Source organism: Paractinoplanes polyasparticus (assembly GCF_019710575.1).
GTDB classification, from domain to species: Bacteria; Actinomycetota; Actinomycetes; order Mycobacteriales; family Micromonosporaceae; genus Actinoplanes; species Actinoplanes polyasparticus.
In genome coordinates this window covers 1-19,137 of the sequence record NZ_JAHWFK010000020.1, presented here as the reverse complement: position 1 = coordinate 19,137, position 19,137 = coordinate 1, and the positions used below count along the sequence as shown (strand labels likewise).

Below are 19,137 nucleotides of genomic sequence, written 5' to 3'. Positions count from 1 at the left end.
CATGACGCATGGTCACCGACGGGTTCCGGCGCCGGCGGGAACCCGTCGCCCGCGCCCTGTCCCGGGTGCTGCCCGGCGACGTGCTCTGGTTCGCCGAGACGGCCGAGCCCGTGTTCGCGCTGACGTTCGACGACGGGCCGCACCCCGGCACCACCCCTCAGCTTCTGGACGTGTTGCGCCGGCACGGCGCCCGGGCGACGTTCTTCCTCATCGGTGAACGGGTCGCGGCGCACGGGGAACTGGTCGGGCGGATCGTCGCCGAGGGGCACGAGATCGCCAACCACCTCATGCGCGACGAACGTTCCGTGCTCGTACCCGGCGATCGGTTCCGGCGCGATCTGGCCGAGGTCAACCAGTTGCTCACGCGGTACGGCACGGTCCGGTGGTTCCGGCCCGGTTCCGGCTTCTACACGCCGCGGATGCTGCGGTCGGCGGCCGGGCTGGGCCTGCGCGCGGTGCTCGGCACCCTCGTCGCCGCGCACACCGGCGGGCCGGGCGACGAGGCGATCGCCGGCGACCTGGTCGACGCCGTCCGACCGGGGTCGATCGTCGTGCTGCACGAGGGCACCGCGCGGCGCAGCGGCGTGGCGGCCACGACCGACGAGCTGCTGACGGGCCTGGCCGCGCGTGGCCTGCGGGCCGTGACGGTGTCGGAGCTCGTCGAAAGCTAGAGAAGGCCGCGGCGGTGTGCGGCCGAGACGGCGGAGGCCCTGTCCGGCACCTCGAGCTTGGCGTAGATGTGCAGCAGATGGGTCTTGACCGTGGCCTCGCTGATGAACAGGGCGGCCGCCGTCTCGCGGTTGGTGCGGCCCTCGGCCACCAGGGCCAGGATCTCGCGTTCGCGGGCGCTGAGCCGGGTGGTGGGTGCGGGCCGGCCCGGGCGTACGCGGGCCAGCAGCACCGCCGCGACCGAGGGGGACAGCACGGTCTCGCCCTTGGCGGCGGCCCGCACGGCACGGAACAGCTCCTCGCGGGGCGCGTCCTTGAGCAGGTAGCCGATGGCGCCGGCCTCGACCGCGGGCAGCACGTCGGAATCGGTGTCGTGGGTGGTCAGCACGAGCACCCGGGCGGTGGGCACGCGTTCGAGCAGCAGCCGGATCAGCGCGCCGCCGCTCGGCTCGGGCAGGCGCAGGTCGGTCAGCACCACGTCCGGGCGCGCCGCCTCGACCACGGTCAGCGCCTCGGAGCCGGTGGCGGCCTCGCCCACGATCGCGAAGTCGGGCTGGGTGCCCAGCATGCCGCGCAACCCGTCCCGGACGACCGGGTGGTCGTCGACGACCACGAGCCGGAGCGCCGCCATCACGCCGGCCCGATCGCCGGCACGGTCACGCTGACCGCCGTCCCGGCCCCGGGCGACGACTCGATCGCGACCGTGCCGGCGAGCGCCTCGACCCGCTGGCGCAGCGCGACCAGCCCGAACCCGCCGGCCCGGGACACGTCGAAACCCGTGCCGTCATCCCGTACGTCCAGCACGATGACATCCTCCATGTAGGACAGGGTGACGTCGGCCCGGCCGGCTCGCGCGTGCCGGCCCACGTTGGCCAGCGCCTCCTGGGCCGCCCGGAGCAGGGTCACCTCGACCTCCGAATGCGCCGGCGCGGGCGTGCCGGTCACGGTGAAACTCGCGGGCACGTCCTGCTGCCCGCTCCAGGTCGTCACGGCCAGCCGTACGGCGTCACCCAGCCGGGCGTCCTGCAGCGGCCCCGGCCGCAGCGCGTCGATCGACCGGCGCACCTCGTCGAGGCTGGTGCGGGCCAGCGTACGGGCATTGTCGAGCCGCCGTTCCTGCTCGGGCCGAACCTCGCCCAGCGCCTCGAGCTGCGTGACGATGCCCGTCAGCCCCTGAGCCACGGTGTCATGGATCTCGCGGGCCAGCCGGGCCCGTTCCTCGGCGACGCCGGCCTGCCGGCTGAGCCGGGCGTTCTCGGCGGCCATGGCGACCAGCTCGCTGTTGACCTCGCGCCGCCGGATGGCCTCCCGTTCCATCACCCGGATCATCGTGCCGAACAGCGCCGCCAGCGGCGTGACGATACCGACGTTGATCAGGATCGAGGTCAGCCCGGCCTCGGACGCCACCAGCAGCGGGAGGTTGGCCGCGAGCAGTCCCAGGTAGGCGTACCACCCCGGCAGGGCCACGAAGGCGAGCACGTAGCAGGCCGGGACGAACAGCTGGAACGCCTCGTCCCGCTCCAGCAGCAGGTAGGTCCAGCCGAGCACCCCCGCGAAGTAGACCGCCATGACCCACGGCCGGCGCTCCCACCAGTCGGGGTGGGCCAGGACGAACCACCAGTGCCAGACGGCGAACCCGGCCGCAACGGCCAGCGTCACCAGCTGCTGCGGCCACCCGGCCCCGCCGATCAACAGTGAGATCCCGTACGAGAGAACCAGCAACCCGTACGGGAGCAATGCCCACGCCTGGTTCCACCGGTGTTCCCGGCGCAGCTCCTCCGGCATCTCGGTCACACCGTCATCTTGCCTCTGCGGTACGTCAGCCGGCGCAACACAATTTCGGCCGGCCCACGCCATCCGGCCCGCCGCAACAGGTCGGCCAGCGCGACCGACACCAGCCACGTTCCCAGGGCCAGCAGCGCCACGACGCCGGTGCTGATCGTCGCGCCCAGCCCGAGCGTCCACGGCGCCAGCAGCGCCACGAACACCACCGACTGGAACAGGTAGCAGCTGAGCGACCGCTGCCCCGTGGCGGCCAGCGCGGTCACCACCGGCCCCCGCGCCCGGATCGCCAGCAGACCGATCAGCGCCGCATAACCCAGACCACCGGCCACACCGGTCACCGCGTGCAGCGCCGAGATTCCCCACAGCGCGAGCGTCGTGTCCGGCGCCCAGAAGTGCCCGACCGCCAGCCCCGCCGGCAGCCCGCCCACGACCGCCGTCGTCAACCCGGCCACCGCCGTCCGGACCAGCAGCGTCCGGTGCGCCGCCGGATCGGCGAGGACGCCCCGCCGCGCGGCCCAGGTGCCGACCAGGACGGCGCTGCCCACGCCGAGCACGCCGGCCGGCGTCATCAGCCACTCGAACGGCCGCAGAGCCATGGCCCGCCACGGATCGGCCGTCTCGAACGACCAGAAGAACGACCGCTCCCCCGACGGCGGCGCCATGTAGGCCGCGCCCTGCACCAGCGCGACCACGAAAAGCCAGCAGCCCGCCGCGATCAGCAGCTTCCGGTCGGACACCCCCGTGAGCGCGACCAGGATGAAGCCGGCCACGCCGTACAGCCCGAGGATGTCCCCCGGGAACAGCAGCAGGGCGTGCGCGAACCCGAACGCGACGAGCCACCAGCTACGCCGCCGCAGCAATCTCTTCGCGTCGGCGAGCGACGCGCCGGCGGCGCGCTGCCTCTGCATGATCTGCACCACCCCGTACGCGAAAAGGGCCGCGAACATCGGATAAGCCCGGCCGTCCACGGTGGTCACCGTGACGACGCTGACGATCCGGTCCACGAGCCCGTCCCCCACGATGTGCTGCCGCACCCCGTAGGGCCTCGCATAGAGGTAAACGACCGAGTTGGCCAGCGCGATGAGCGCCAGCATGAGCCCCCGCGCGAGGTCGGGCGCCAACGCCCGCTCCCGCACGCCAACCGGCCCGGCCATGGCAGATACAAGCTCGACAGTCATGCCCTCAGTTTTCGGCCGCCCGGCCCCGCCCGAATCGACCGATGTACTGCTCCCCCGCGTCCACCGCCTCGTCCGCCAATCCACCGATCGACGTATGGCGGACGACCGGCCGCGTCGCATCGGCGCGCCGGGCCCCTTGCTCTCCGCGGAGGCCATGACGGCCCAGGCTCCGGCCCGCCCCGCTGTCATTGCGCCGGGCGACCGGAGCACGTCGATCAAATTGCGGAATGATCTCGATCCGAAGATATCTCGGGAATTGCCGACGCATTTCCGGCGCGATTACCGTGCGTTATTGAGTCTTCACTGATACGCGGGCGGTGGCCGCGGGATCCCCGTGGCAGAAGGGACCCCGCATCCCGAACGGTCGCGCGGCCGTGAGACCGATGCCGGGATTGCCATCCGCCCCTACGATGCAAAACCTGAACCGCGCGCACAAGGCCCTGAGCTGGATCTGCGCTCCTGGCCCCCAAGGCGTTCAAGCCCATACCCGCCGACCGCCCCGCGCGGGAACTGGCCGAGTACCTCCGCGAGTTGATCCGCTCGACCAACCTCACGCTCGAGCGGACAGCCCAGAAGTCGGGGCTGCCGAAGAGCACCATGAGCACCACGGTGAACGGCACCGCCAAGGGCCGGCAGTCCGTGCAGGATCTGCTGGACGCGCTGGCCGCGGTCGGCCGCGAACTCACCACAGAGGAACTGGACAAGGTCTGGCAGCTGTACGAGGTCGGCCGCCGCAATCTGGTCGCCCAGCAGGAGGAGAAGAAGGCCCGGCAGCGCGCAGACGCACCCATGCTGCGCAGACATTGCCGAGCCCCCGCGCCGTGGACGCCCGCGAGGAAGTCGACCTCGAAGACTGGATCGGCAGCCTCGGCCGCGCCCAACCCCGGTACAGCGCGGATGACATTCCCACCGCAGCCCGGCCGGCACCGATCACTCTCGCCGACAGCACTCCTCCCGCCGGCCGACGGGGGCCGCTCGCCCTTGCCGACCCGGCCAACATCGCCGCCGGATCGGCACTGCCCATTTCCTCCACTCCGGGCGCCGGGCCCACGTCGGGCCGGAGGACTCCGCTCCGCCTGATTCCCGCCGTGTCGAACGCTTCGAGCGAGGACCCGGAGGACCGGCCTCGTCGTGGATTCCGGGCCCTGCTGCGACGCTGGATCGAAGAGTGACCGCAGCAGCGTGGGCCACGACCGCGGCCGTGGTCGTGGCCCTGGCCGGTCTCTGGTTCACGATCTACAAGTTCCGCCACGGCCGATCGAAGCTCCTGGTCTGGAGCGTCTCGCAGAACACCGCACTCATTCCCCGGACCGGCGAGATCGACCGGACCGGCATGACTTTCAGCTGGCAGGGCACCTCGGCCGGCGACCCGCGGGTCATCGTCGTCCGGCTGGCGAACCGCGGACGCATCGAACTGAAGAAGTCGGACCTCGCGACCCGCCTCGTGCTGGACGTCTCACCGGCGAAGTTGCTGACCGCGGCGGTGACCTTTCACGCGGACGGGAGCACCAAGGACCGCAGGGTCGCGCCGAGGAAGGTCACGGCCTCCGCGATCGAACTGGATCCGCCGATCCTCAACCCCAGGGACTCCCTGACCTTCGAGGTGCTGATCGACGGGGACCCCGGCGAGGTGGACCTCGCGCTGTCAGCTGCCGGTTTCCAGGTACGCCGGGCCGACCGCGGACGCTCCGCGCGGCCGACCGGGCCGGACGCTGTCGACGGGCGGTCGTCAGCGCTGGGCGCGGCCCGGAACTGAGCGGTCGCTCGGCGCCGGCGCGGGGCGGTCAGCGCTTGGTGCAGACCGGGACCGAGCGGGCGATGTTGTTCGTGCCGTAGGCGACCGAGATCGTGAAGCAGTAGTTCAGCTGCTCGTTGAGGCCGTAGACGACGTAGTCGGCGCTGCCCGCGGGGAGCTGCTGGAACGGCTTCTGCGGCTGGCCGGCCCGGCCGCCGGAGACCAGCACCGGGCCCTCCGAGTTCCTCGGGTACGTCCACTGGAGCAGGACGCTGTCGCGGCTGTCGCGCAGCTTGACGGCGGTGGGGGCGCCCGGGTCGGCCTTGGGTGGACGGGTGGTGGGCTTGGCCGGCGCGGCCGCGGCCGGTGACGAGGCCGCGGGGGCAGGGGTGGTGAGGGCGGCGGCCGGGTTTTCGTTGCCGTTGGCGTCGGGCAGGGTCAGGGCGACCACGGCCACGGCGGCGGCCACACCGGCCACCAGGACGGCGGCCAGCAGGAAGGGCTGACGGCGGCGACCGACGGGGGCGGGGGCGGGCTCCGTCCGTACGGGAAGATGCTGCGAGTTCGGTGGGAGCGTGTAGGTGCTCGCGGGAGCCGAACCGACCGGCTGAGGGCGGCCGTCGGGGCCGTAGTCGGGAGCGCGACGGCCGGGGACCGGCGGCGGGGTGTCGGCGCGGGCGTGACGGCCGGTCAGGTCGCCGGGCGCCTGGTGCACGTCGGCCAGGTAGAGCGGCTGCTGGTAGACCGAGCCGTTGGGGTCGGTGGGGCGGTTGTCGGGCGGCGGCTGCGCGGGGTCGGCGGACGGGTCGGGCTCGGGCACCGTGGGACGCCGCGGGAACGGCAGGGTGCGTACGCCGGGCGCACCCACCGTGGTGACGCCGGGGCCGTCGGACTGCTCGACGCGGCCGCAGACGTGCTTGCCGGTGACCGGAGCGGCGGCGAGGGCTGTGACCTGGCGGACCAGCGGGTGGTCGGAGGGCAGGTAACGCGCGCACAACTCTTGCGCCTGGGCCAGGTGCTCGTGGGATTCGGCGTCGCGGCCGCATTCGCGTTCCATCGCGCCCAACCGGGCCAGCATCTTGATGCCGGGGGCGGACGCTTCGCCGTACCGCTTGACGTGCCGCCGCCAGGCCGCCGTGAGCCGGGACCGGGCCGCGGTGCAGTGACCGGCCGCGTGCTCGGCGGTGGCCAGGTCGGCCTCGGCCGCGAGCACCCGCGGCGAGTCGGGGCCGTCGATTTCGGCGAGGTCGCCGACGAGCTGGCGGTAGACCTGGGCGGCCCGGCCGAAGTGGCCGACGCGCTGGAGCACGGCGGCGTGGGTGGCGGCGGCGCCGACCGTACGGTCGTGGTGGGGGCCGTGCAGGCGTTCCTCGGCGACGTGGGCGTACTCGGCCCACAGCCGGGCCCCGTGGGCGTCGCCCAGCGCGATCAGGATGCGGGCGTGCAACGCGGCCGCCAGGGCCAGGTCAGCGGTGGCGTGACGGGGGTCGGTGACGTCGACCGGATCGAGCACATTGGCCAGCACCCGGCGCGCACCGGCAAGATCGCCTTCAGACGTCAGCGTCTGGGCGCGCGCGGTGAGTTCGGCGAGCTGCGGAGGGGCCACGTTTCCCATAGTGCTCACGTGACCACTGTAGGTACAAGTGCAAGGTTGCGAACTCCTCGCTTCTCGGACACTGTAGAACTCGCATATGTCCTCTTCATCGATCGCCACCGTCAAGCGGGAACTGCTGGTCAGGCACCTCGAGGCCTGGGCGCCCGCCGCGTTGCACCGTGCCCGGCGGGTGATTTACGCCCACGGCTATGCCGACAGCGACGCCGGCGTCTCGGCCGAGGCGGCCATGCGGGTGCTGGCTGAGCAGTCCGATCTCGTCCGGGGCCGGGAATTGATCATGGTGGCCACCGGCGACGACCTGGGGGCGATCGACCCGCGGCTCAAGACGATCTCCGCCGAATCGGGCGCGGGGGCCGGGCTGGCCGTGCACACGATCTCGGGCGGAACGGACGGACGGCTGCCGGTCGGCCTCAAGGCGGTCGGGGCTCAACGCGTACCCGTGCTGGGGTTTCTCGACGCATCGGGCAGCATGCCGCCCGCGCCGGCCACCGTGGCCGCGCTGACCGCCGGCAAACCGTCCGAGATGCTGCTGGTGCTGCCGCCGGGCTCGTCGGCCGACGCCTACCGAGCCGGTTGGCCGCTGTTCACGCAGGTCGAGCTGGCCGACTCGGAGGAACCGGGCGAGCTGCTGGTCTACGCCACCACGGCCGGCAAGAGCCTCGAGGGCTTCAAGGAGGCGCTGTGGTCGGTCGACGAGTTCGCGGGGGTCCGCTACCGCGATCCCGGCGACCCGGAGCGGCACCTGATCGACATCTCGCTGACGCCGCATCCCGGTCCGCTGCGCCGCGAACTGCTGTCCCATCTGGCCGAGGCGGGCGAGGCGACGGTGACCGAGCTGCGCACGTTCGCGCTGACCGAGACGGTCTATCGGGCCGCGGACGCCACGCGGGTGCTGCACACGCTGGTCGACGCGGGGACAGTCACCCGCCGGCCGTCACACGGGCGGCTCGGCGGGGACGTCGTCATATCTGCTTAGGAGCGGCTCTTGTCCTTGTCCTGCTTCCACGAGAACGGGCCGGGCAGGTCATAGCGGTGTGCGCGGCTGCGCGAGTTCCACGACCAGCGGCCGATCTTGAGGCTCCACGAGGAGTAACCGTTCTCGGTGAAGTTCAGGATCAACGGGCCGAACTTCTTACGCTTGCGGAAAACGAGGCCCATCGGTACGTCCCTCCCAAAGGTTCGTTCGGACGTCCGAATGATTCCCGGTGGGAGAAATTGGCAAACGTCAGCGCGGCTGCCACGCGTCGGGGCGCGTGGTCAGCTTGCGGACGTGCGCCGGCATCCGCCCGCTGATGAGCTCGGCCAGATTCACCTCGTCGACCACTTCGCGTACGGCGGCTCGGACCGCGACCCAGAGATTGGGCAGGTTTTCCGCCGCGCCGGTGTATCGGGTCTCTTCAGGACGCAGGCCACGCACCCCGGCCAGCGGGCCGTCGACCGCACGCAGGATCTGGCCGATCGTCACGTCCCGCGGGGATTGTGACAATGTGTAGCCGCCCTCGGCGCCGCGCTGAGCTCGGACGACACCGGCCCGGCGCAGATCGGCGAGCACCGCCTCGAGGAACTTGCGGGGCATTTCCTGGTCTTGAGCGATGGCTTGGGCGGACATCAGTGCCGGGTAGGCCCTCGCCAGACTGAGCGCGGCCCGGACCGCGTAGTCGCCGCGCGCGGAGATCTGCACCCATTCATCATGCCCTCTCCGCGCCACCGAGTCGCACATACCCCACGGTTTTGTGGGAATTACCCTCAGTCAGATGATCGTCGCTGGGCCGGGATCGCGGCGTGCGGCTCGGCCGTGACCTGGGAACGGAAGTGGCCCGGGCTCATGCCGACCTCGCGGTGGAAGAAGCGGCCGAAGTTCGTGGGCTCGGGAAACCCCAGGTGGCGACCCACCTCGGCCACCGAGAGCGGGGTGCAGGCGAGCAGCCGGCGGGCCTCCAGCGCGACGCGGTCGTCGACCACCTGCTTGGCGGTGCGGCCGGTCACGGCCAGGCAGGCCCGGGTCAGCGTACGCACGGAGCAGCCCAGTTCCTCGGCGTAGTCCTCGACCCGGCGGCTGTGCGGGTGGCCTGCTTCGAGCAGCCCGCGGAACCGGGTGTACGTGCGGCTCTCGGGACCCGACGCGTCGGCCGCGGCCAGCAGAGCGATCCGCAGCAGCAGCACCCGCAGCTGGTGGCGCAGCAGGTCGGCCGCGATCGGCCCCGGCGGGTGCCGTTCGCAGTCGACGGCGAGCTGGGCGAACTCGTTGATCACCGCATCCTCGTCCTCGCCGCGCAGCTGCCAGCGGCTGTGCAGATGCGCCTCGTCGCCGGCCAGCCTCTCCTCGAAGGTGACGACCGAGGCGGTCAGCCCGTTGCGGCCGACCCGCAACGCCTGGCCGGGACGAATCCAGAGCAGGGTGCCGGGCCGGCACGAGTGCCCGAAGAAGTCGACCTCGACCGTGCCGTGACCGGCCGTGGCCAGCAGCAGGACGTGGAAGGGAAGCCGGCTCGGCGGCTGGGCCGAGGTAGCGTCCAGAGCGCAGGTGCCGACGCCCGCCCAGCCGGGCGGGCGGAACGTGGTCGTCGCGGCCTCGAGCCGCGGAGCAGCAATGGACATCGCGCCGACGGTAACTGGCTCTGACCAGCGATGCACCCGTTCAAAACGCAGCTTGGGCGAATGGTCGCCGCTCCGCTTGAATTCTGGGGGCCAATGTCCGGTTTTGAGATTTAAGTTCCGTATACGGAAAAGCGACCCGTACGGACCGGCAGTGTCCGTGCGAGTCGCCCCCGTCGCTTTCCTTCGCTATCGGCCGGCGAGCAACCGATTCACCGCCGCATCAACGTCCAGGTGTTCCGATTCCCGGCCCCGCGGCACCACCACATAGGTGCGACGGAGGAATCGGACAAGAACGCTGCGAGGCACCTCGAACAGCGCATTGCCGTCCGGAGACGACAAAGCAAGAGCAACGAAGTCGCCCCGCGGCGTGGCCCACGGCCACACCCGGACGTCTCCGATACCCGCGGGCTCATCGAGCCCGGTCACGAGCAGCTCCCGCGCAAAGGACCAGCTCACGGCTTCCCCACCGGCTGATTCTGCGTGGAACAACACGTGTACCGCATAAGGGTCGGCTGGGTCGTAACGCAGGCTGGCACGCACGGGCAGTGCCGTGGCATCAGGCGCTACGAGCCGCAGTGAGGTCTCGACCTCGACGGTCGTTGGACGAATGGTACTCATGGACGAACTCCCCCCGGCACCGCTGCGAGGCTGGTGAACCCCGCGTTTCCCATACTCAGGTGATCCCTGTCGTTACGCTCCGCCATACGCTGATCTCACCCAGTAGTGGGAAGACGGTTCCGAAAACCCTTTCGCACAAGACGTAAAGCGATATCTTGTACTGTTCTGCCCCAAGTACTCGGTTCCGCCCGGCGTCGGGTGGTCCAGCAGTTGACTTACTCCGGTAACGTCCATTCCTCCCGGGTAGTGACGGGGCTCCGGGACACTGGGGGATGAAATGACTGCGAAACCAGACCAAGACCAAGCCCGTCCGGGTGTGCTGGACAGGATCCGAGCCAACCCGACGGGCCGGCTCGCGCTCAAAATCACCATCGCCGTCCTGGGCGCCATCGTCGTCGCCGTCGGCATCGTGGCGATCCCCCTGCCCGGCCCCGGCTGGGCGATCGTCATCGCCGGCCTGGCGATCTGGGCCGTGGAGTTCGCCTGGGCCCGCCACCTGCTCGAGTTCACGAAGAAGCACGTCCTCTCCTGGACGCACTGGATAGGCCGCCAGTCCTGGCCGGTGAAAGCCCTCGTCGGCCTCGCGACCTTCATCTTCGTGAGCGCCGTCGTCTACCTCTCGGTCCGCGTCAGCCTCGGCATCGACCTGATCGACAAGGCGCGCGAGTACCTCGCGTGACCCCTGCTCGCGGATTCCGGAGCCGGTCTAGTACAGTCTGAGTTCGTTGAGGGCGATTAGCTCAGCGGGAGAGCGCTCCGTTCACACCGGAGAGGTCACTGGTTCGATCCCAGTATCGCCCACCAGCTCAGAGGCCACATCCGATCGATGGATTAGGCCACATCCGATCGATGGATGTGGCCTCCTTTCATCACTGGGTGACTATCTGGGTGACTAAGCCCCAGGATTGCCGTCGGCGAAGATCCGATCCATAGCCGCCGCACCCGTGAGCAAGACGGGTCGCAGTTGATGGCGGTACACCTTCTCGGTGACCGAGGTGCCGGAGTGACCGCAAAGGTCGGCGATGTCCTTGAGCGAGACCCCACCGTCTGACAGCAGTGACACGAAGCTGTGACGGAGCTCCCGAGGGGTCCAGTCGGCCGGGTTCAGGCCAGCAGCCTTGGTGATTCGGCGGAATGCGCGACGGACATTAGCGGCGTCGAGCGCGGTGCCGATCGAGGAAGCGAAGACCAGGTCGAGCGCGTGCCAGGCACAGCCGGCCTTTTCGCGGTCCTGGTCTTGCAGGGTGCGATGTACCCGCAGCGCGACCACGCCCCGCAGAGGGATGGCGACGGTGCGCCGAGATTTGCGGGTCTTGGTGTCCCCACCCTCCCGCACGGAGTGCCACACCTGGATAAAAGGCGGCATGGGGTCATCATCGTTCGGGCGGCCGTCGAGGTCGACGCGTGCCCAGGTGAGCGCGCGGAGTTCTTCGGTGCGGGCCCCGGTGAGCAGCGATAGCACGACATAGGCATAGAGGCGGGAGTCTTCAGCTGCGCTCAAGAGCGCTTTCGCAGCATCGAGGGTGAGCGACTTGGAGGGGCGTCCGGCTTTGCCGGTAGGTACGCCACAGAGGGCGACGACGTTGCGCTTGACCTTGTCCCGGGCCATAGCCCGGGTGACGACACGATTGAGGCACTCGTACACACGCTGCACGGTGCTCGTGCTGAGGTTCTTGGCGAGCTGGAGCAACCAGCGATCGACCTCGGTGGCGGTGAGATCGCGCAGCTTGCGGGCACCTAGGCCCGCAACAATGTGCTTACACAGATGGCGGTTTTTGTCGACGGTGCTCGCGGCACGGTCAGTCAGACCGTAGGTGAGCCAGTCTTCGACGGCCTGGGCGACGGTGTAGCCCGTCTGTGCTTGAGAGAGCCCGTCCTCGTACTCGCGGATCTTCTCGCGGAGGGCAGCGTGGGCCTCAGTCTTGGTCTTGCCGCTGGCTCTGCGGACGATGCGCTTGCCTGCCGGGGTGTAGCCGACTGTCACGGAGGCGATCCAGCGTTGACGCGCTTCGTCTCAGTGCAGTCCGCCATCGCCACGGCTTCGGCGCTTGGTCATGCGGCGACTCCTTTCGTGCTCTCCCGTTCCAGTAGGGAGACGTATTCGGTGATGGCCGACTCGGGCACGAGTCGGGTGCGGCCCTCTTTGACGGTGCGCAGTCGGCCGGACCGGATGAGCTCGTAGATCACGGAGCGGCTGAGGCTGAGTTGCCGCATGGCTTCGGGGATGCGGTACAGCGCCTTCCGCTGGGGTTCGGTCAACGGCGTTCCTTCCTGGGTGGGCGGTGAGGTCAGGCGGCTTGCAGGAGCGGGACTACGGCGGAGCCGGTTTCGTTGGCCAGTTCCTCGCGGCCGGTTTCGTGTCGGGCGCGGGCCATAGCGGCGGCGGTGTTGGCGAGCAGGGCGTCGCCGTTGTTGTGCCAGCCGACTCCGGCGAAGGTCAGGGTGCCGACGACGAGCGTGGTCTCGTCGAGGTGGTCGACGGTGTGGATGGTGCCGGGGTCGGTGGCGGGCTGGTCTTCGGTGCGGCGGTAGACGATGCGGGTGTCTCGGAGGGTGGCGAAGCGCACGACGCGGCGGCGGGTTTTGGTGAGGAAGTGTCCGGCGAAGCCGAACCGGTGGGCCCATCGACGCAGCCGTGCATACGGGTTGGTGGCCGTGCCGCCGTTGGCGGTTTTGGTGTCAAGGTTGGCTTGACGTTCGGCGACGCAGACAGGGCAGGCCCGGTAGCGGGTGTGGGTGCCGCAGTCCGGGCAGTCCCAGGGTTCGCCGAACGGACCGCCGGTCGTGGTACGGGGCCGGTCGCCGGGCGGCCGGGTCCGCGAGGCCGGGTTGGGGGTAGGGCGCCCGATGCGCCAGCAGGCGGCGACGAGTCGGGCGATGTGGTCGCCGTCGGGGTCGTATTGGTCGATGGTGTCGTCGGTGATGCGGGTGGAGGAGAAGCCGGTGGCCTCCGTCGATTTGGTGGTGTACTTGGCGAGATAGCCGGCCTTTTGCGAGGCGAGCTGTTCGCCGACCATGTCGTCGGTGATGCTGCCGTCCCCGGCGAGGGCGAGCGCCTGAATGTCGAAGCCTTTGTCCGGGTCCCCCCACCGGATGTCCCAGCCTTGCGGCCGGTCAGGATGCGCCGGGGTGGTGAAGGAGATCGTCCGCACCGCGTGGCGGAAGGCGGCGATGATGTCGTCGACGTCGAGGCCGGGCGGGGGGATGAGGACGGCGTCGGGGTCGTCGGGGTGCACGCCGTCGAGGCGGACCAGGGCGTGGAAGTGCACGACGGCGCGGCGTTGCATCTCGGCGGCTTTGCCGTGGGTGAGCTGCGCCGGGGCAACCATGCGGATCTTGCCATTCGGGGTGGTTTTGGCGACCGGGGGCAGGCCGCGGGCTTTGCAGAGTTGGGCGAGGTAGCGGTCGGCGGCTTGTTTGGTGCGGTGCCACAGTTCGGTGGAGAACAGGTTCCAGACGACGTGGTGGTCGTGGTCGTAGCAGTCGAGGCACAGCGGTTGGCCGAGGGCGGGGTCGTCGGGGGTGTGGCGTCGCCAACAGACGACCGGGTGCCCGTGGTCGCACGGTGCGGGGGTGTCGCGGCGGGCGTGGCAGGGTTCGGCTGGGCAGGTGCAGCGTTTGCGGTTGGTGCAGGTGTGTTTGCGCACGACGCGGGTGTGCACGGTGCCGAAGCTGGGGGCGGTGAAGGTGGGGAACACGGCCGGGTGTTTCGCCACCGACGTCGGGATGCCTTTTCCGCCAACGAGAAACGACCGCAGGATCTGGTAGGCGTCGCGCTGGTAGGTGCGGGCGCAGGACGGGCAGACCGAGGCGAGGCGGGTGCCGCAGGCTTTGTAGATGGCGGCGTCGGGGAGCTGGTCGGTGTGCCGGGAGTCGAGCAGCCGTCCCGTGCGGGCTTCAACGGTGTCGAGGGTGCCGGACAGCCGGATCGGGCGGGTGCACCCGGCAGCGGCTTGGACGTGGGACAGCCAGTCGAAGTAGTCCGGGCTCGAGGCGCGGGCGAGGGCTTGCCCGGTGGCGGAGGAGTGGGTGGCCGGGGGTGTCCATCCGGTTGCGGCGTTCGATCCCGTACCCCGGGCAGAGTGCTCCCGGGGTGCGAGGTCCAGCGTCGAACTGGTCATGGTCAGGCAGCAATCCCGGTGTTGTCAGTCGGGGGCTGCGGGCCGTGGTGGCCGGTGTGGGTGAAGGTCACGGTGCGTTCGATGACGGTGATCCGGCAGGCCGGGCACCGCTGTTCGCGGGGCACGTGACGTCGGCAGTCGATGACGGCGGTAGTGCCGCCGCAGGAGACGGTGACCGGGTTGCGGCAGGTGCCGCTGGGTGCGATGGCGACGATGGTGCGCCGGGTGTCGTAGGGGTGCGGCTCGGCCGGGTTGGCCGGGCAGGTGTGGGTGTGGTGGTGGACATCGACCTGGACGGCGGTCATCGGGCACCGCCGAGAGCGGGCACGGTGCCGTTGATCCGGGCCGGGTTGTCGATGGCGGTCAGCAGTTGACCGGCGACGGCCGGGGAAGTGCCCAGCCGGACGGCGAGCTCGTCGGCGGTGATCGGTTCGGTGGAGGTTTGCCGGTGCTGGACAATGAGCATGCGGGCGGCCGGGACGAGCCGGACGGGAAGGGTGTCAGTGTCGATGCCGGTGTCAGGTCGCGAGGCTATCGGGACCGGTCCCTGGGTGGCCGGCGGTTGCGTGGCCGGGGAGTCGTGGGTGTCGTGTTCCTCGTCGGTGGTTGTTTCTGTGGCCGTAGCGGGTGTGTGAGTCGGGGCGAGGACGAGTTTGACCAGGGCCATGAAGGCCAGAGCGGGAACGGCGGACAGTAGCCAGCCGGAGGGACCGGGTTTGGCAACGGCGAGCTGCGCGGCCGCCGCCAGGGCGCGCGCCCGTGCCGTCGCTGGCGCTTTGGCCCCGGGACACGCAGGCGGCCCGTCGGCTGGCGTGCAACAGCGGAGTCGGGCCGCGGCGACGACGGGGGAGAGCAGGGTTTGGCTAGGGGTGGACGTGGCCGGCAGCCGACCGGCACGGCCAGGGCGACGCGGCCGAGCTGCCGCGCCGGGCCGCAGTGCGTGTCTCGGTCGTCGGTGCCGTTCGCGGCGGCGCGCAGTGTGTCCGGGCCGCTCCTCCACCGTCAAGGGCGCTACGCGTCGCAAGCGACGGCCGCGAGCGGCCGCCCTTGAGCGGCGGAGCCTCTGCGACCCTTTGCGGTCATGAGTAGCGGTCAGCCCTGACGGCCTGCCCGCAACGTGTGCACGCCGCCGCACCCACCACCGACTTCGCCTTTCGCCGCTGCAGCGTCAAGGAAATATTGACGCCAAATACTGATTTGCGACGCGAGTCCACCGAGGTGTTACTCGACAATCAGGCCTCTAATCGAAGGAGGAAAGCAGCGACTATGCAGATCACTGCAGCAAACAAAGCGCCAGCCAGAATCAGAACCAAGGGCGACCCTGTCCGATAGTACGAAAGAATAAGGACTGCAGCTCCAGTCGTAACCAGAATTACACCGACGATCACAATCCAACGTCTCAATGAGCGGCTACTGGGCAGCCGCCAGAGGCGTCGAGGATCGAATCGACGCTGTTTGTCTTTCGACTGTATATTTTTACGTTGAAACGCAAGGCTGGCGCTGGTGATTGCTAGGAGAAAAAGCGATGTCGTCGTGAGCATCGTCGACTTCTGAATAAGTCCGGCCTGGCTTAGTGCTAGGTATACCAATGCGGCCGTGACCAGGTTTGAAACCGTGATTGCTGAGATGAAGTCACTTGCGACACCCCGCCTACCGTCCGCTTCTTTAACACCCACCAGCGGCGGTTCAGGCGGCTTCACGATGAGCAATCCTACTGACTCTGACGGCCGTCATTTTCAGGCGGCTGGTCCAGGTTTTGCTCACGCTTCCTCTGCTCCGTCTTCAATCGCTCCACTTCCTCGACGAACATTTTGAGCGCCTTCTCTTCATCATCCTCCTTAATGTACCGCCCGATGCCCAACTCCAAAGAGGACCACTCCTGCTCTATCGAGTCGGCGGTTTGTTGAAGATAGAAGCTGCGCTCTCGGAACTTGAAATATCCGGCGAAGCCAGCCGCTACGCCAACAGCAAAGCTAGACACTACCGCCGCCCATCGGGTCGAGGCGTTTTGTATCGACACCCCCGCTAAAGTTGTCGTAAGAAGAGACCCAATGATAATTACTGACTGAAGAGCATTATGCGTCTTTCTCCAGCGCGCACTTTCGTTCCGAAAGCCCAAGACATCAACAGTCACTCGATCTCGATAAGCCGATCGCCGTAAGCTGGTATTCGGCCGCAACTCGGCCGCAAGCAACGCCTTCTTTTCCCGGGCCAATGTTAGCTGTAACTCTAACTCCGGAACCGGCTCCCATCGCTTATCTTTGCGATCCATTCGGATGGAAACCGTGTAGATTAGAGCAAATGCGACGCCAACAAGAGCCACAACGAAAAGGAGAGTGAATAGGTCCTTCAGAGGCGACTTCGTTGCATATGTGCTAAATAATACAAGCACAAGCACGATGACGCCCGGCGCCGAGACCGACAGGCGAAACATTCGTCGCCAGAATTTACGTCTCGAAATCTTTTCCTCAAGCCTAAGAATGGTCTCCTGCATTTGCAAAAAGGTGTTCACTCTTGTGTCGCTCAACAGCCCTCCTAAGCTATTCCAAGCGCATCATACCGTTACGCCGGTCAATCTCTCTGTAAGAATCCGGACTCGCGCGACTCGTAGACTTGGACAGCTGGCCGGCGCGTCATGATCGTTCCCTGAGGCGGAAGAAGTCACGCGTTGCCGGTAGCTGGTCGATGCACTCCAGACCCAAGCCGCCATGTCTTGCCGACTCGATGCCCGTCTCTAGATCAACCTTGTGGGGCACTGGCTATGGCTGCGGTAGGTGTGCCAAGTCCAGACACAAGGCTTCAGCGTCTTAGGCCTAACTACTCTGGTCCGCGTGAGCGCATCGATGTGGGTCGCTGCGGCTTTTGCCGCCTTTACGCCAGTAGTCTTGAGTGTCCTTGGTTGGCGGTTCCGTGACCCCCTCGCGAGTGATCTAGGCATAGACCGAGCGCGAGTGAAGCGCCAAGCCGAGACGTTCGCGAAGTTTTGCCAGCAGGTGGGTATCAATGTTTTGGCCAACTTAATAGCTGCCGCCATCGTTTACCTGGTTGCAGTGCTTACTGGATTACTGCCGACTTCGCCCAGGACGACGCTCTTGGCGGCTTCGTTCATCTTTATGGCATCGGCGATCATTCTGTTCCCCTTCGCACGGTCAATGTCGGGTAAACGGGGATTCCTGCTGGCTGGGGTTGTTTTGATCCTGATTGGCGTAGCCGCAGTAATCGCCCCTCTTGCTTCCTCAAAGCTAGGTTGGGAAGGTGTGATCCTGCCGATTGTCGGATGGGTAACAATTATAATGGGAATTTTCTTCATCTATATTCGCCATCAGTGGGGCGATAATTAATGCGTTCTACAGGACCAGCAACGTTCACTTCCAGGAAGACTTGGCCGCGCGGCTGCAAGTAAGTAAGTGGGAGTTCCCTGCTGAAGACACCAGCACCCTGGGATGACAGCAACGCTGACAGCAACTGAGCTGGACGATGGCGGCCGGGCCAACGACGAGCCGGACGACTGTCCGAGGTCACGAACGCAGGCAGACGATGTCGGACGACTCGCCCAGGACTTACAAGCGAGGGGTCGCGGCTAGGCCGGCCAGTCCACTAACCCCTAGTCTCGATGGATGAGCCAGATCCCGTGGTGGGGAGTTCCTGTAGTCGGAGGCTGTTCGCCCTCGGTGGAGTCTTCGCCACCCAGCTGGTCGTGGTACGGCTCGACCACCTCCGAGTAAGACGAGAGGACTCCCGTCGTTGGCTGACCGACAGGCGTCGGATCTACGCGAGCCTCCTAGCTGCGGCTGAGGGGATCTACGAGCGGCTGAAGAATGAGTGGGCGACAGAGAATGACGCCAGCTCTTATCACGAAGAACTCACGTCGCTTCGAGTCCTCTGCCAGGAGATCCGACTGATGTCGACCAAGGAGGTGAATAAGGCGGCGTGGATGATCTCCGAGCAACTTGGCAAGGTGACGCTGTCATCGGAAGCGCGAGCAAAACTGGCTCTCGACGAGTGGAAAGGCGACTACAAGGAAACCGTGCGGAGATTCGTCGTGGCCGCGCGTGCTGAACTGAACTCTGACCCAGATGGATGGCAACCTCGCACCGACTGAGTGACGAACTGGGTGACAACGACCGGTGATCACGGCGGACTTCCGTGGACGACAGGGGACGAATCTGTGCAGGTCATGGGGGGATTAACCAGGCTCAACCAAGATCATAAGTTGCCTGGGGATCAAGGAGTCTTTGCGAGCAGCATCCCCTTACCAAGGCGGAGAATGACTACCAAGCTTCCTGCGCCGAGATGGCGTCATGCGACGCACTGTCAAGAATTCGCACTGGCTCCTCGCGTCCTATGCGTTGCCATCGTCTTCCCTGGCCATCAACAAACCGGACACTTAGCGAAAGCCAGTCCTTCGAACCTGGGCAGCCAGGGCCGATGTTCATCAAGTACCAATCAGACGGAGCATCATGCCAAGACCGCCGCGCGGATTCGTGAGGCGGAATATGCTCAATCAGAAATGGGCGTCCTTCTCGACCTGGGACCGGCACCTCAATGTCCCAAACTGGTTCGTCTCCGTGGTTGTAAACCACGACCGCCACGACAGACCGGTCTTCGTTGATCCAAGCGTCATCCAGCGACCTCGGAACGTGGCTACTTCCGCCCTCAGCGGCAGGATCTAGCGCCGCATAGACGAGACGCGCCTTCCGGCGCTCCTCGTCGTCGTGGATGCTTGACGCCCGTTGATCATCTAGTGCGTTGTCCATGAACGTTTGCCGGGTCTGAGTGGTCAGGCGGCCTTGAGCCGAGGCCGTCCCCAGCGTTGCT

22 protein-coding genes, 1 tRNA gene and 1 pseudogene are annotated in these 19,137 nt (G+C 67.7%); 9 read left to right on the top strand and 15 right to left on the bottom strand.

Annotation, left to right across the window (positions count from 1 at the left end):
• Window positions 1–8: 8 nt before the first annotated feature.
• The gene (locus KXC43_RS20440; protein ID WP_221377701.1) at window positions 9–671 is read left to right on the top strand and encodes a polysaccharide deacetylase family protein; all 663 of its coding nucleotides are present in this window, start codon (window positions 9–11) and stop codon (window positions 669–671) included.
• Here the strand turns inward: KXC43_RS20440 and KXC43_RS20435 are convergent.
• The 3 genes from KXC43_RS20435 to KXC43_RS20425 are packed head-to-tail and all read right to left on the bottom strand — an operon-like array spanning window position 668 to window position 3,632.
• The gene (locus KXC43_RS20435) at window positions 668–1,300 is read right to left on the bottom strand and encodes a response regulator (RefSeq protein WP_221377838.1); all 633 of its coding nucleotides are present in this window, start codon (window positions 1,298–1,300) and stop codon (window positions 668–670) included. The genes KXC43_RS20440 and KXC43_RS20435 overlap by 4 nt on opposite strands.
• The gene (locus KXC43_RS20430) at window positions 1,300–2,454 is read right to left on the bottom strand and encodes a sensor histidine kinase (protein WP_255644474.1); all 1,155 of its coding nucleotides are present in this window, start codon (window positions 2,452–2,454) and stop codon (window positions 1,300–1,302) included. Before KXC43_RS20430 ends, KXC43_RS20435 begins: the two co-directional genes overlap by 1 nt.
• A 5-nt stretch (window positions 2,455–2,459) precedes the next feature.
• A complete protein-coding gene (locus KXC43_RS20425) occupies window positions 2,460–3,632 on the bottom strand; it encodes a DUF418 domain-containing protein (RefSeq protein ID WP_221377699.1) in 1,173 nt (390 codons plus the stop codon).
• A gap of 94 nt (window positions 3,633–3,726) precedes the next feature.
• Between KXC43_RS20425 and KXC43_RS20420 the strand changes: the two genes are divergently transcribed.
• The 3 genes from KXC43_RS20420 to KXC43_RS20410 all read left to right on the top strand — a co-directional run bounded on the left by KXC43_RS20420 (window position 3,727) and on the right by KXC43_RS20410 (window position 5,388).
• Window positions 3,727–3,939: a hypothetical protein gene (locus KXC43_RS20420; protein ID WP_221377698.1), complete on the top strand. Its 213-nt coding sequence runs from the start codon at window positions 3,727–3,729 to the stop codon at window positions 3,937–3,939.
• 514 nt (window positions 3,940–4,453) lie between these two features.
• On the top strand, window positions 4,454–4,804 hold the full coding sequence (locus KXC43_RS20415; RefSeq protein WP_221377697.1) for a hypothetical protein: 351 nt from the start codon (window positions 4,454–4,456) through the stop codon (window positions 4,802–4,804).
• Window positions 4,801–5,388, top strand: a complete 588-nt coding sequence (locus KXC43_RS20410) for a hypothetical protein (protein WP_221377696.1) — start codon at window positions 4,801–4,803, stop codon at window positions 5,386–5,388. Before KXC43_RS20415 ends, KXC43_RS20410 begins: the two co-directional genes overlap by 4 nt.
• Before the next feature lie 28 nt (window positions 5,389–5,416).
• On the opposite strand, the gene KXC43_RS20405 is transcribed toward KXC43_RS20410, so the two are convergent.
• Window positions 5,417–6,982, bottom strand: coding sequence for a tetratricopeptide repeat-containing protein (locus KXC43_RS20405; RefSeq protein ID WP_221377837.1), 1,566 nt, complete (start codon window positions 6,980–6,982; stop codon window positions 5,417–5,419).
• Window positions 6,983–7,058: 76 nt separating this feature from the next.
• On the opposite strand from KXC43_RS20405, the gene KXC43_RS20400 reads away from it, so the two are divergent.
• The gene (locus KXC43_RS20400) at window positions 7,059–7,958 is read left to right on the top strand and encodes a hypothetical protein (protein WP_221377695.1); all 900 of its coding nucleotides are present in this window, start codon (window positions 7,059–7,061) and stop codon (window positions 7,956–7,958) included.
• On the opposite strand, the gene KXC43_RS20395 is transcribed toward KXC43_RS20400, so the two are convergent.
• From KXC43_RS20395 to KXC43_RS20380, 4 genes are all read right to left on the bottom strand, one after another.
• Window positions 7,955–8,140, bottom strand: coding sequence for a DUF4236 domain-containing protein (locus tag KXC43_RS20395; protein WP_221377694.1), 186 nt, complete (start codon window positions 8,138–8,140; stop codon window positions 7,955–7,957). The two genes, KXC43_RS20400 and KXC43_RS20395, sit on opposite strands and share 4 nt — an antisense overlap.
• A 67-nt stretch (window positions 8,141–8,207) precedes the next feature.
• Window positions 8,208–8,663, bottom strand: a complete 456-nt coding sequence (locus KXC43_RS20390; RefSeq protein ID WP_184956002.1) for an RrF2 family transcriptional regulator — start codon at window positions 8,661–8,663, stop codon at window positions 8,208–8,210.
• A gap of 65 nt (window positions 8,664–8,728) precedes the next feature.
• Window positions 8,729–9,580 (bottom strand): helix-turn-helix transcriptional regulator, encoded by an 852-nt coding sequence (locus KXC43_RS20385; protein ID WP_221377693.1) that lies wholly within the window; start codon window positions 9,578–9,580, stop codon window positions 8,729–8,731.
• 186 nt (window positions 9,581–9,766) lie between these two features.
• Window positions 9,767–10,198 (bottom strand): SsgA family sporulation/cell division regulator, encoded by a 432-nt coding sequence (locus KXC43_RS20380; RefSeq protein WP_020514863.1) that lies wholly within the window; start codon window positions 10,196–10,198, stop codon window positions 9,767–9,769.
• Between the two features lie 277 nt (window positions 10,199–10,475).
• Between KXC43_RS20380 and KXC43_RS20375 the strand changes: the two genes are divergently transcribed.
• Both KXC43_RS20375 and KXC43_RS20370 read left to right on the top strand, forming a co-directional pair.
• Window positions 10,476–10,877, top strand: a complete 402-nt coding sequence (locus KXC43_RS20375) for a TIGR02611 family protein (protein ID WP_221377692.1) — start codon at window positions 10,476–10,478, stop codon at window positions 10,875–10,877.
• Between the two features lie 50 nt (window positions 10,878–10,927).
• A tRNA-Val gene (locus tag KXC43_RS20370) sits at window positions 10,928–11,002 on the top strand.
• 88 nt (window positions 11,003–11,090) lie between these two features.
• On the opposite strand, the pseudogene KXC43_RS20365 reads toward KXC43_RS20370, so the two are convergent.
• The 7 genes and pseudogenes from KXC43_RS20365 to KXC43_RS20335 form a co-directional block, all read right to left on the bottom strand.
• Window positions 11,091–12,254 (bottom strand): annotated as a pseudogene (locus tag KXC43_RS20365) (site-specific integrase).
• Complete coding sequence (locus tag KXC43_RS20360; protein WP_369076955.1) at window positions 12,251–12,457, bottom strand: helix-turn-helix domain-containing protein; 207 nt, start codon at window positions 12,455–12,457, stop codon at window positions 12,251–12,253. Before KXC43_RS20360 ends, KXC43_RS20365 begins: the two are co-directional and overlap by 4 nt.
• Window positions 12,458–12,486: 29 nt before the next feature.
• Entirely contained in the window at window positions 12,487–14,319 is a 1,833-nt protein-coding gene (locus KXC43_RS20355; protein ID WP_221377691.1) for a replication initiator, read from the bottom strand.
• Between the two features lie 2 nt (window positions 14,320–14,321).
• Window positions 14,322–14,624: a hypothetical protein gene (locus KXC43_RS20350; protein WP_221377690.1), complete on the bottom strand. Its 303-nt coding sequence runs from the start codon at window positions 14,622–14,624 to the stop codon at window positions 14,322–14,324.
• A complete protein-coding gene (locus KXC43_RS20345) occupies window positions 14,621–14,986 on the bottom strand; it encodes a hypothetical protein (RefSeq protein ID WP_221377855.1) in 366 nt (121 codons plus the stop codon). Before KXC43_RS20345 ends, KXC43_RS20350 begins: the two co-directional genes overlap by 4 nt.
• A 565-nt stretch (window positions 14,987–15,551) precedes the next feature.
• A complete protein-coding gene (locus tag KXC43_RS20340) occupies window positions 15,552–16,019 on the bottom strand; it encodes a hypothetical protein (protein ID WP_221377689.1) in 468 nt (155 codons plus the stop codon).
• 11 nt (window positions 16,020–16,030) lie between these two features.
• A complete protein-coding gene (locus KXC43_RS20335; protein WP_255644459.1) occupies window positions 16,031–16,846 on the bottom strand; it encodes an SLATT domain-containing protein in 816 nt (271 codons plus the stop codon).
• A 304-nt stretch (window positions 16,847–17,150) separates the two neighbouring features.
• Between KXC43_RS20335 and KXC43_RS20330 the strand changes: the two genes are divergently transcribed.
• Together KXC43_RS20330 and KXC43_RS20325 are read left to right on the top strand one after the other, a co-directional pair.
• Window positions 17,151–17,660: a hypothetical protein gene (locus KXC43_RS20330; protein ID WP_221377688.1), complete on the top strand. Its 510-nt coding sequence runs from the start codon at window positions 17,151–17,153 to the stop codon at window positions 17,658–17,660.
• A gap of 560 nt (window positions 17,661–18,220) precedes the next feature.
• Entirely contained in the window at window positions 18,221–18,421 is a 201-nt protein-coding gene (locus KXC43_RS20325; protein ID WP_221377687.1) for a hypothetical protein, read from the top strand.
• Window positions 18,422–19,137: the final 716 nt, after the last annotated feature.

What these genes read in the sequence shown, in the direction of transcription:
- KXC43_RS20440 (WP_221377701.1), top strand. Translation starts at nt 9, where the DNA reads ATGGTCACCGACGGGTTCCGGCGCCGGCGGGAACCCGTCGCCCGCGCC.
- KXC43_RS20435 (WP_221377838.1), bottom strand. Translation starts at nt 1,300, where the DNA reads ATGGCGGCGCTCCGGCTCGTGGTCGTCGACGACCACCCGGTCGTCCGG.
- KXC43_RS20430 (WP_255644474.1), bottom strand. Translation starts at nt 2,454, where the DNA reads ATGCCGGAGGAGCTGCGCCGGGAACACCGGTGGAACCAGGCGTGGGCA.
- KXC43_RS20425 (WP_221377699.1), bottom strand. Translation starts at nt 3,632, where the DNA reads ATGACTGTCGAGCTTGTATCTGCCATGGCCGGGCCGGTTGGCGTGCGG.
- KXC43_RS20420 (WP_221377698.1), top strand. Translation starts at nt 3,727, where the DNA reads ATGGCGGACGACCGGCCGCGTCGCATCGGCGCGCCGGGCCCCTTGCTC.
- KXC43_RS20405 (WP_221377837.1), bottom strand. Translation starts at nt 6,982, where the DNA reads ATGGGAAACGTGGCCCCTCCGCAGCTCGCCGAACTCACCGCGCGCGCC.
- KXC43_RS20400 (WP_221377695.1), top strand. Translation starts at nt 7,059, where the DNA reads ATGTCCTCTTCATCGATCGCCACCGTCAAGCGGGAACTGCTGGTCAGG.
- KXC43_RS20395 (WP_221377694.1), bottom strand. Translation starts at nt 8,140, where the DNA reads ATGGGCCTCGTTTTCCGCAAGCGTAAGAAGTTCGGCCCGTTGATCCTG.
- KXC43_RS20385 (WP_221377693.1), bottom strand. Translation starts at nt 9,580, where the DNA reads ATGTCCATTGCTGCTCCGCGGCTCGAGGCCGCGACGACCACGTTCCGC.
- KXC43_RS20380 (WP_020514863.1), bottom strand. Translation starts at nt 10,198, where the DNA reads ATGAGTACCATTCGTCCAACGACCGTCGAGGTCGAGACCTCACTGCGG.
- KXC43_RS20375 (WP_221377692.1), top strand. Translation starts at nt 10,476, where the DNA reads ATGACTGCGAAACCAGACCAAGACCAAGCCCGTCCGGGTGTGCTGGAC.
- KXC43_RS20355 (WP_221377691.1), bottom strand. Translation starts at nt 14,319, where the DNA reads ATGACCAGTTCGACGCTGGACCTCGCACCCCGGGAGCACTCTGCCCGG.
- KXC43_RS20350 (WP_221377690.1), bottom strand. Translation starts at nt 14,624, where the DNA reads ATGACCGCCGTCCAGGTCGATGTCCACCACCACACCCACACCTGCCCG.
- KXC43_RS20345 (WP_221377855.1), bottom strand. Translation starts at nt 14,986, where the DNA reads ATGGCCCTGGTCAAACTCGTCCTCGCCCCGACTCACACACCCGCTACG.
- KXC43_RS20325 (WP_221377687.1), top strand. Translation starts at nt 18,221, where the DNA reads ATGTCGACCAAGGAGGTGAATAAGGCGGCGTGGATGATCTCCGAGCAA.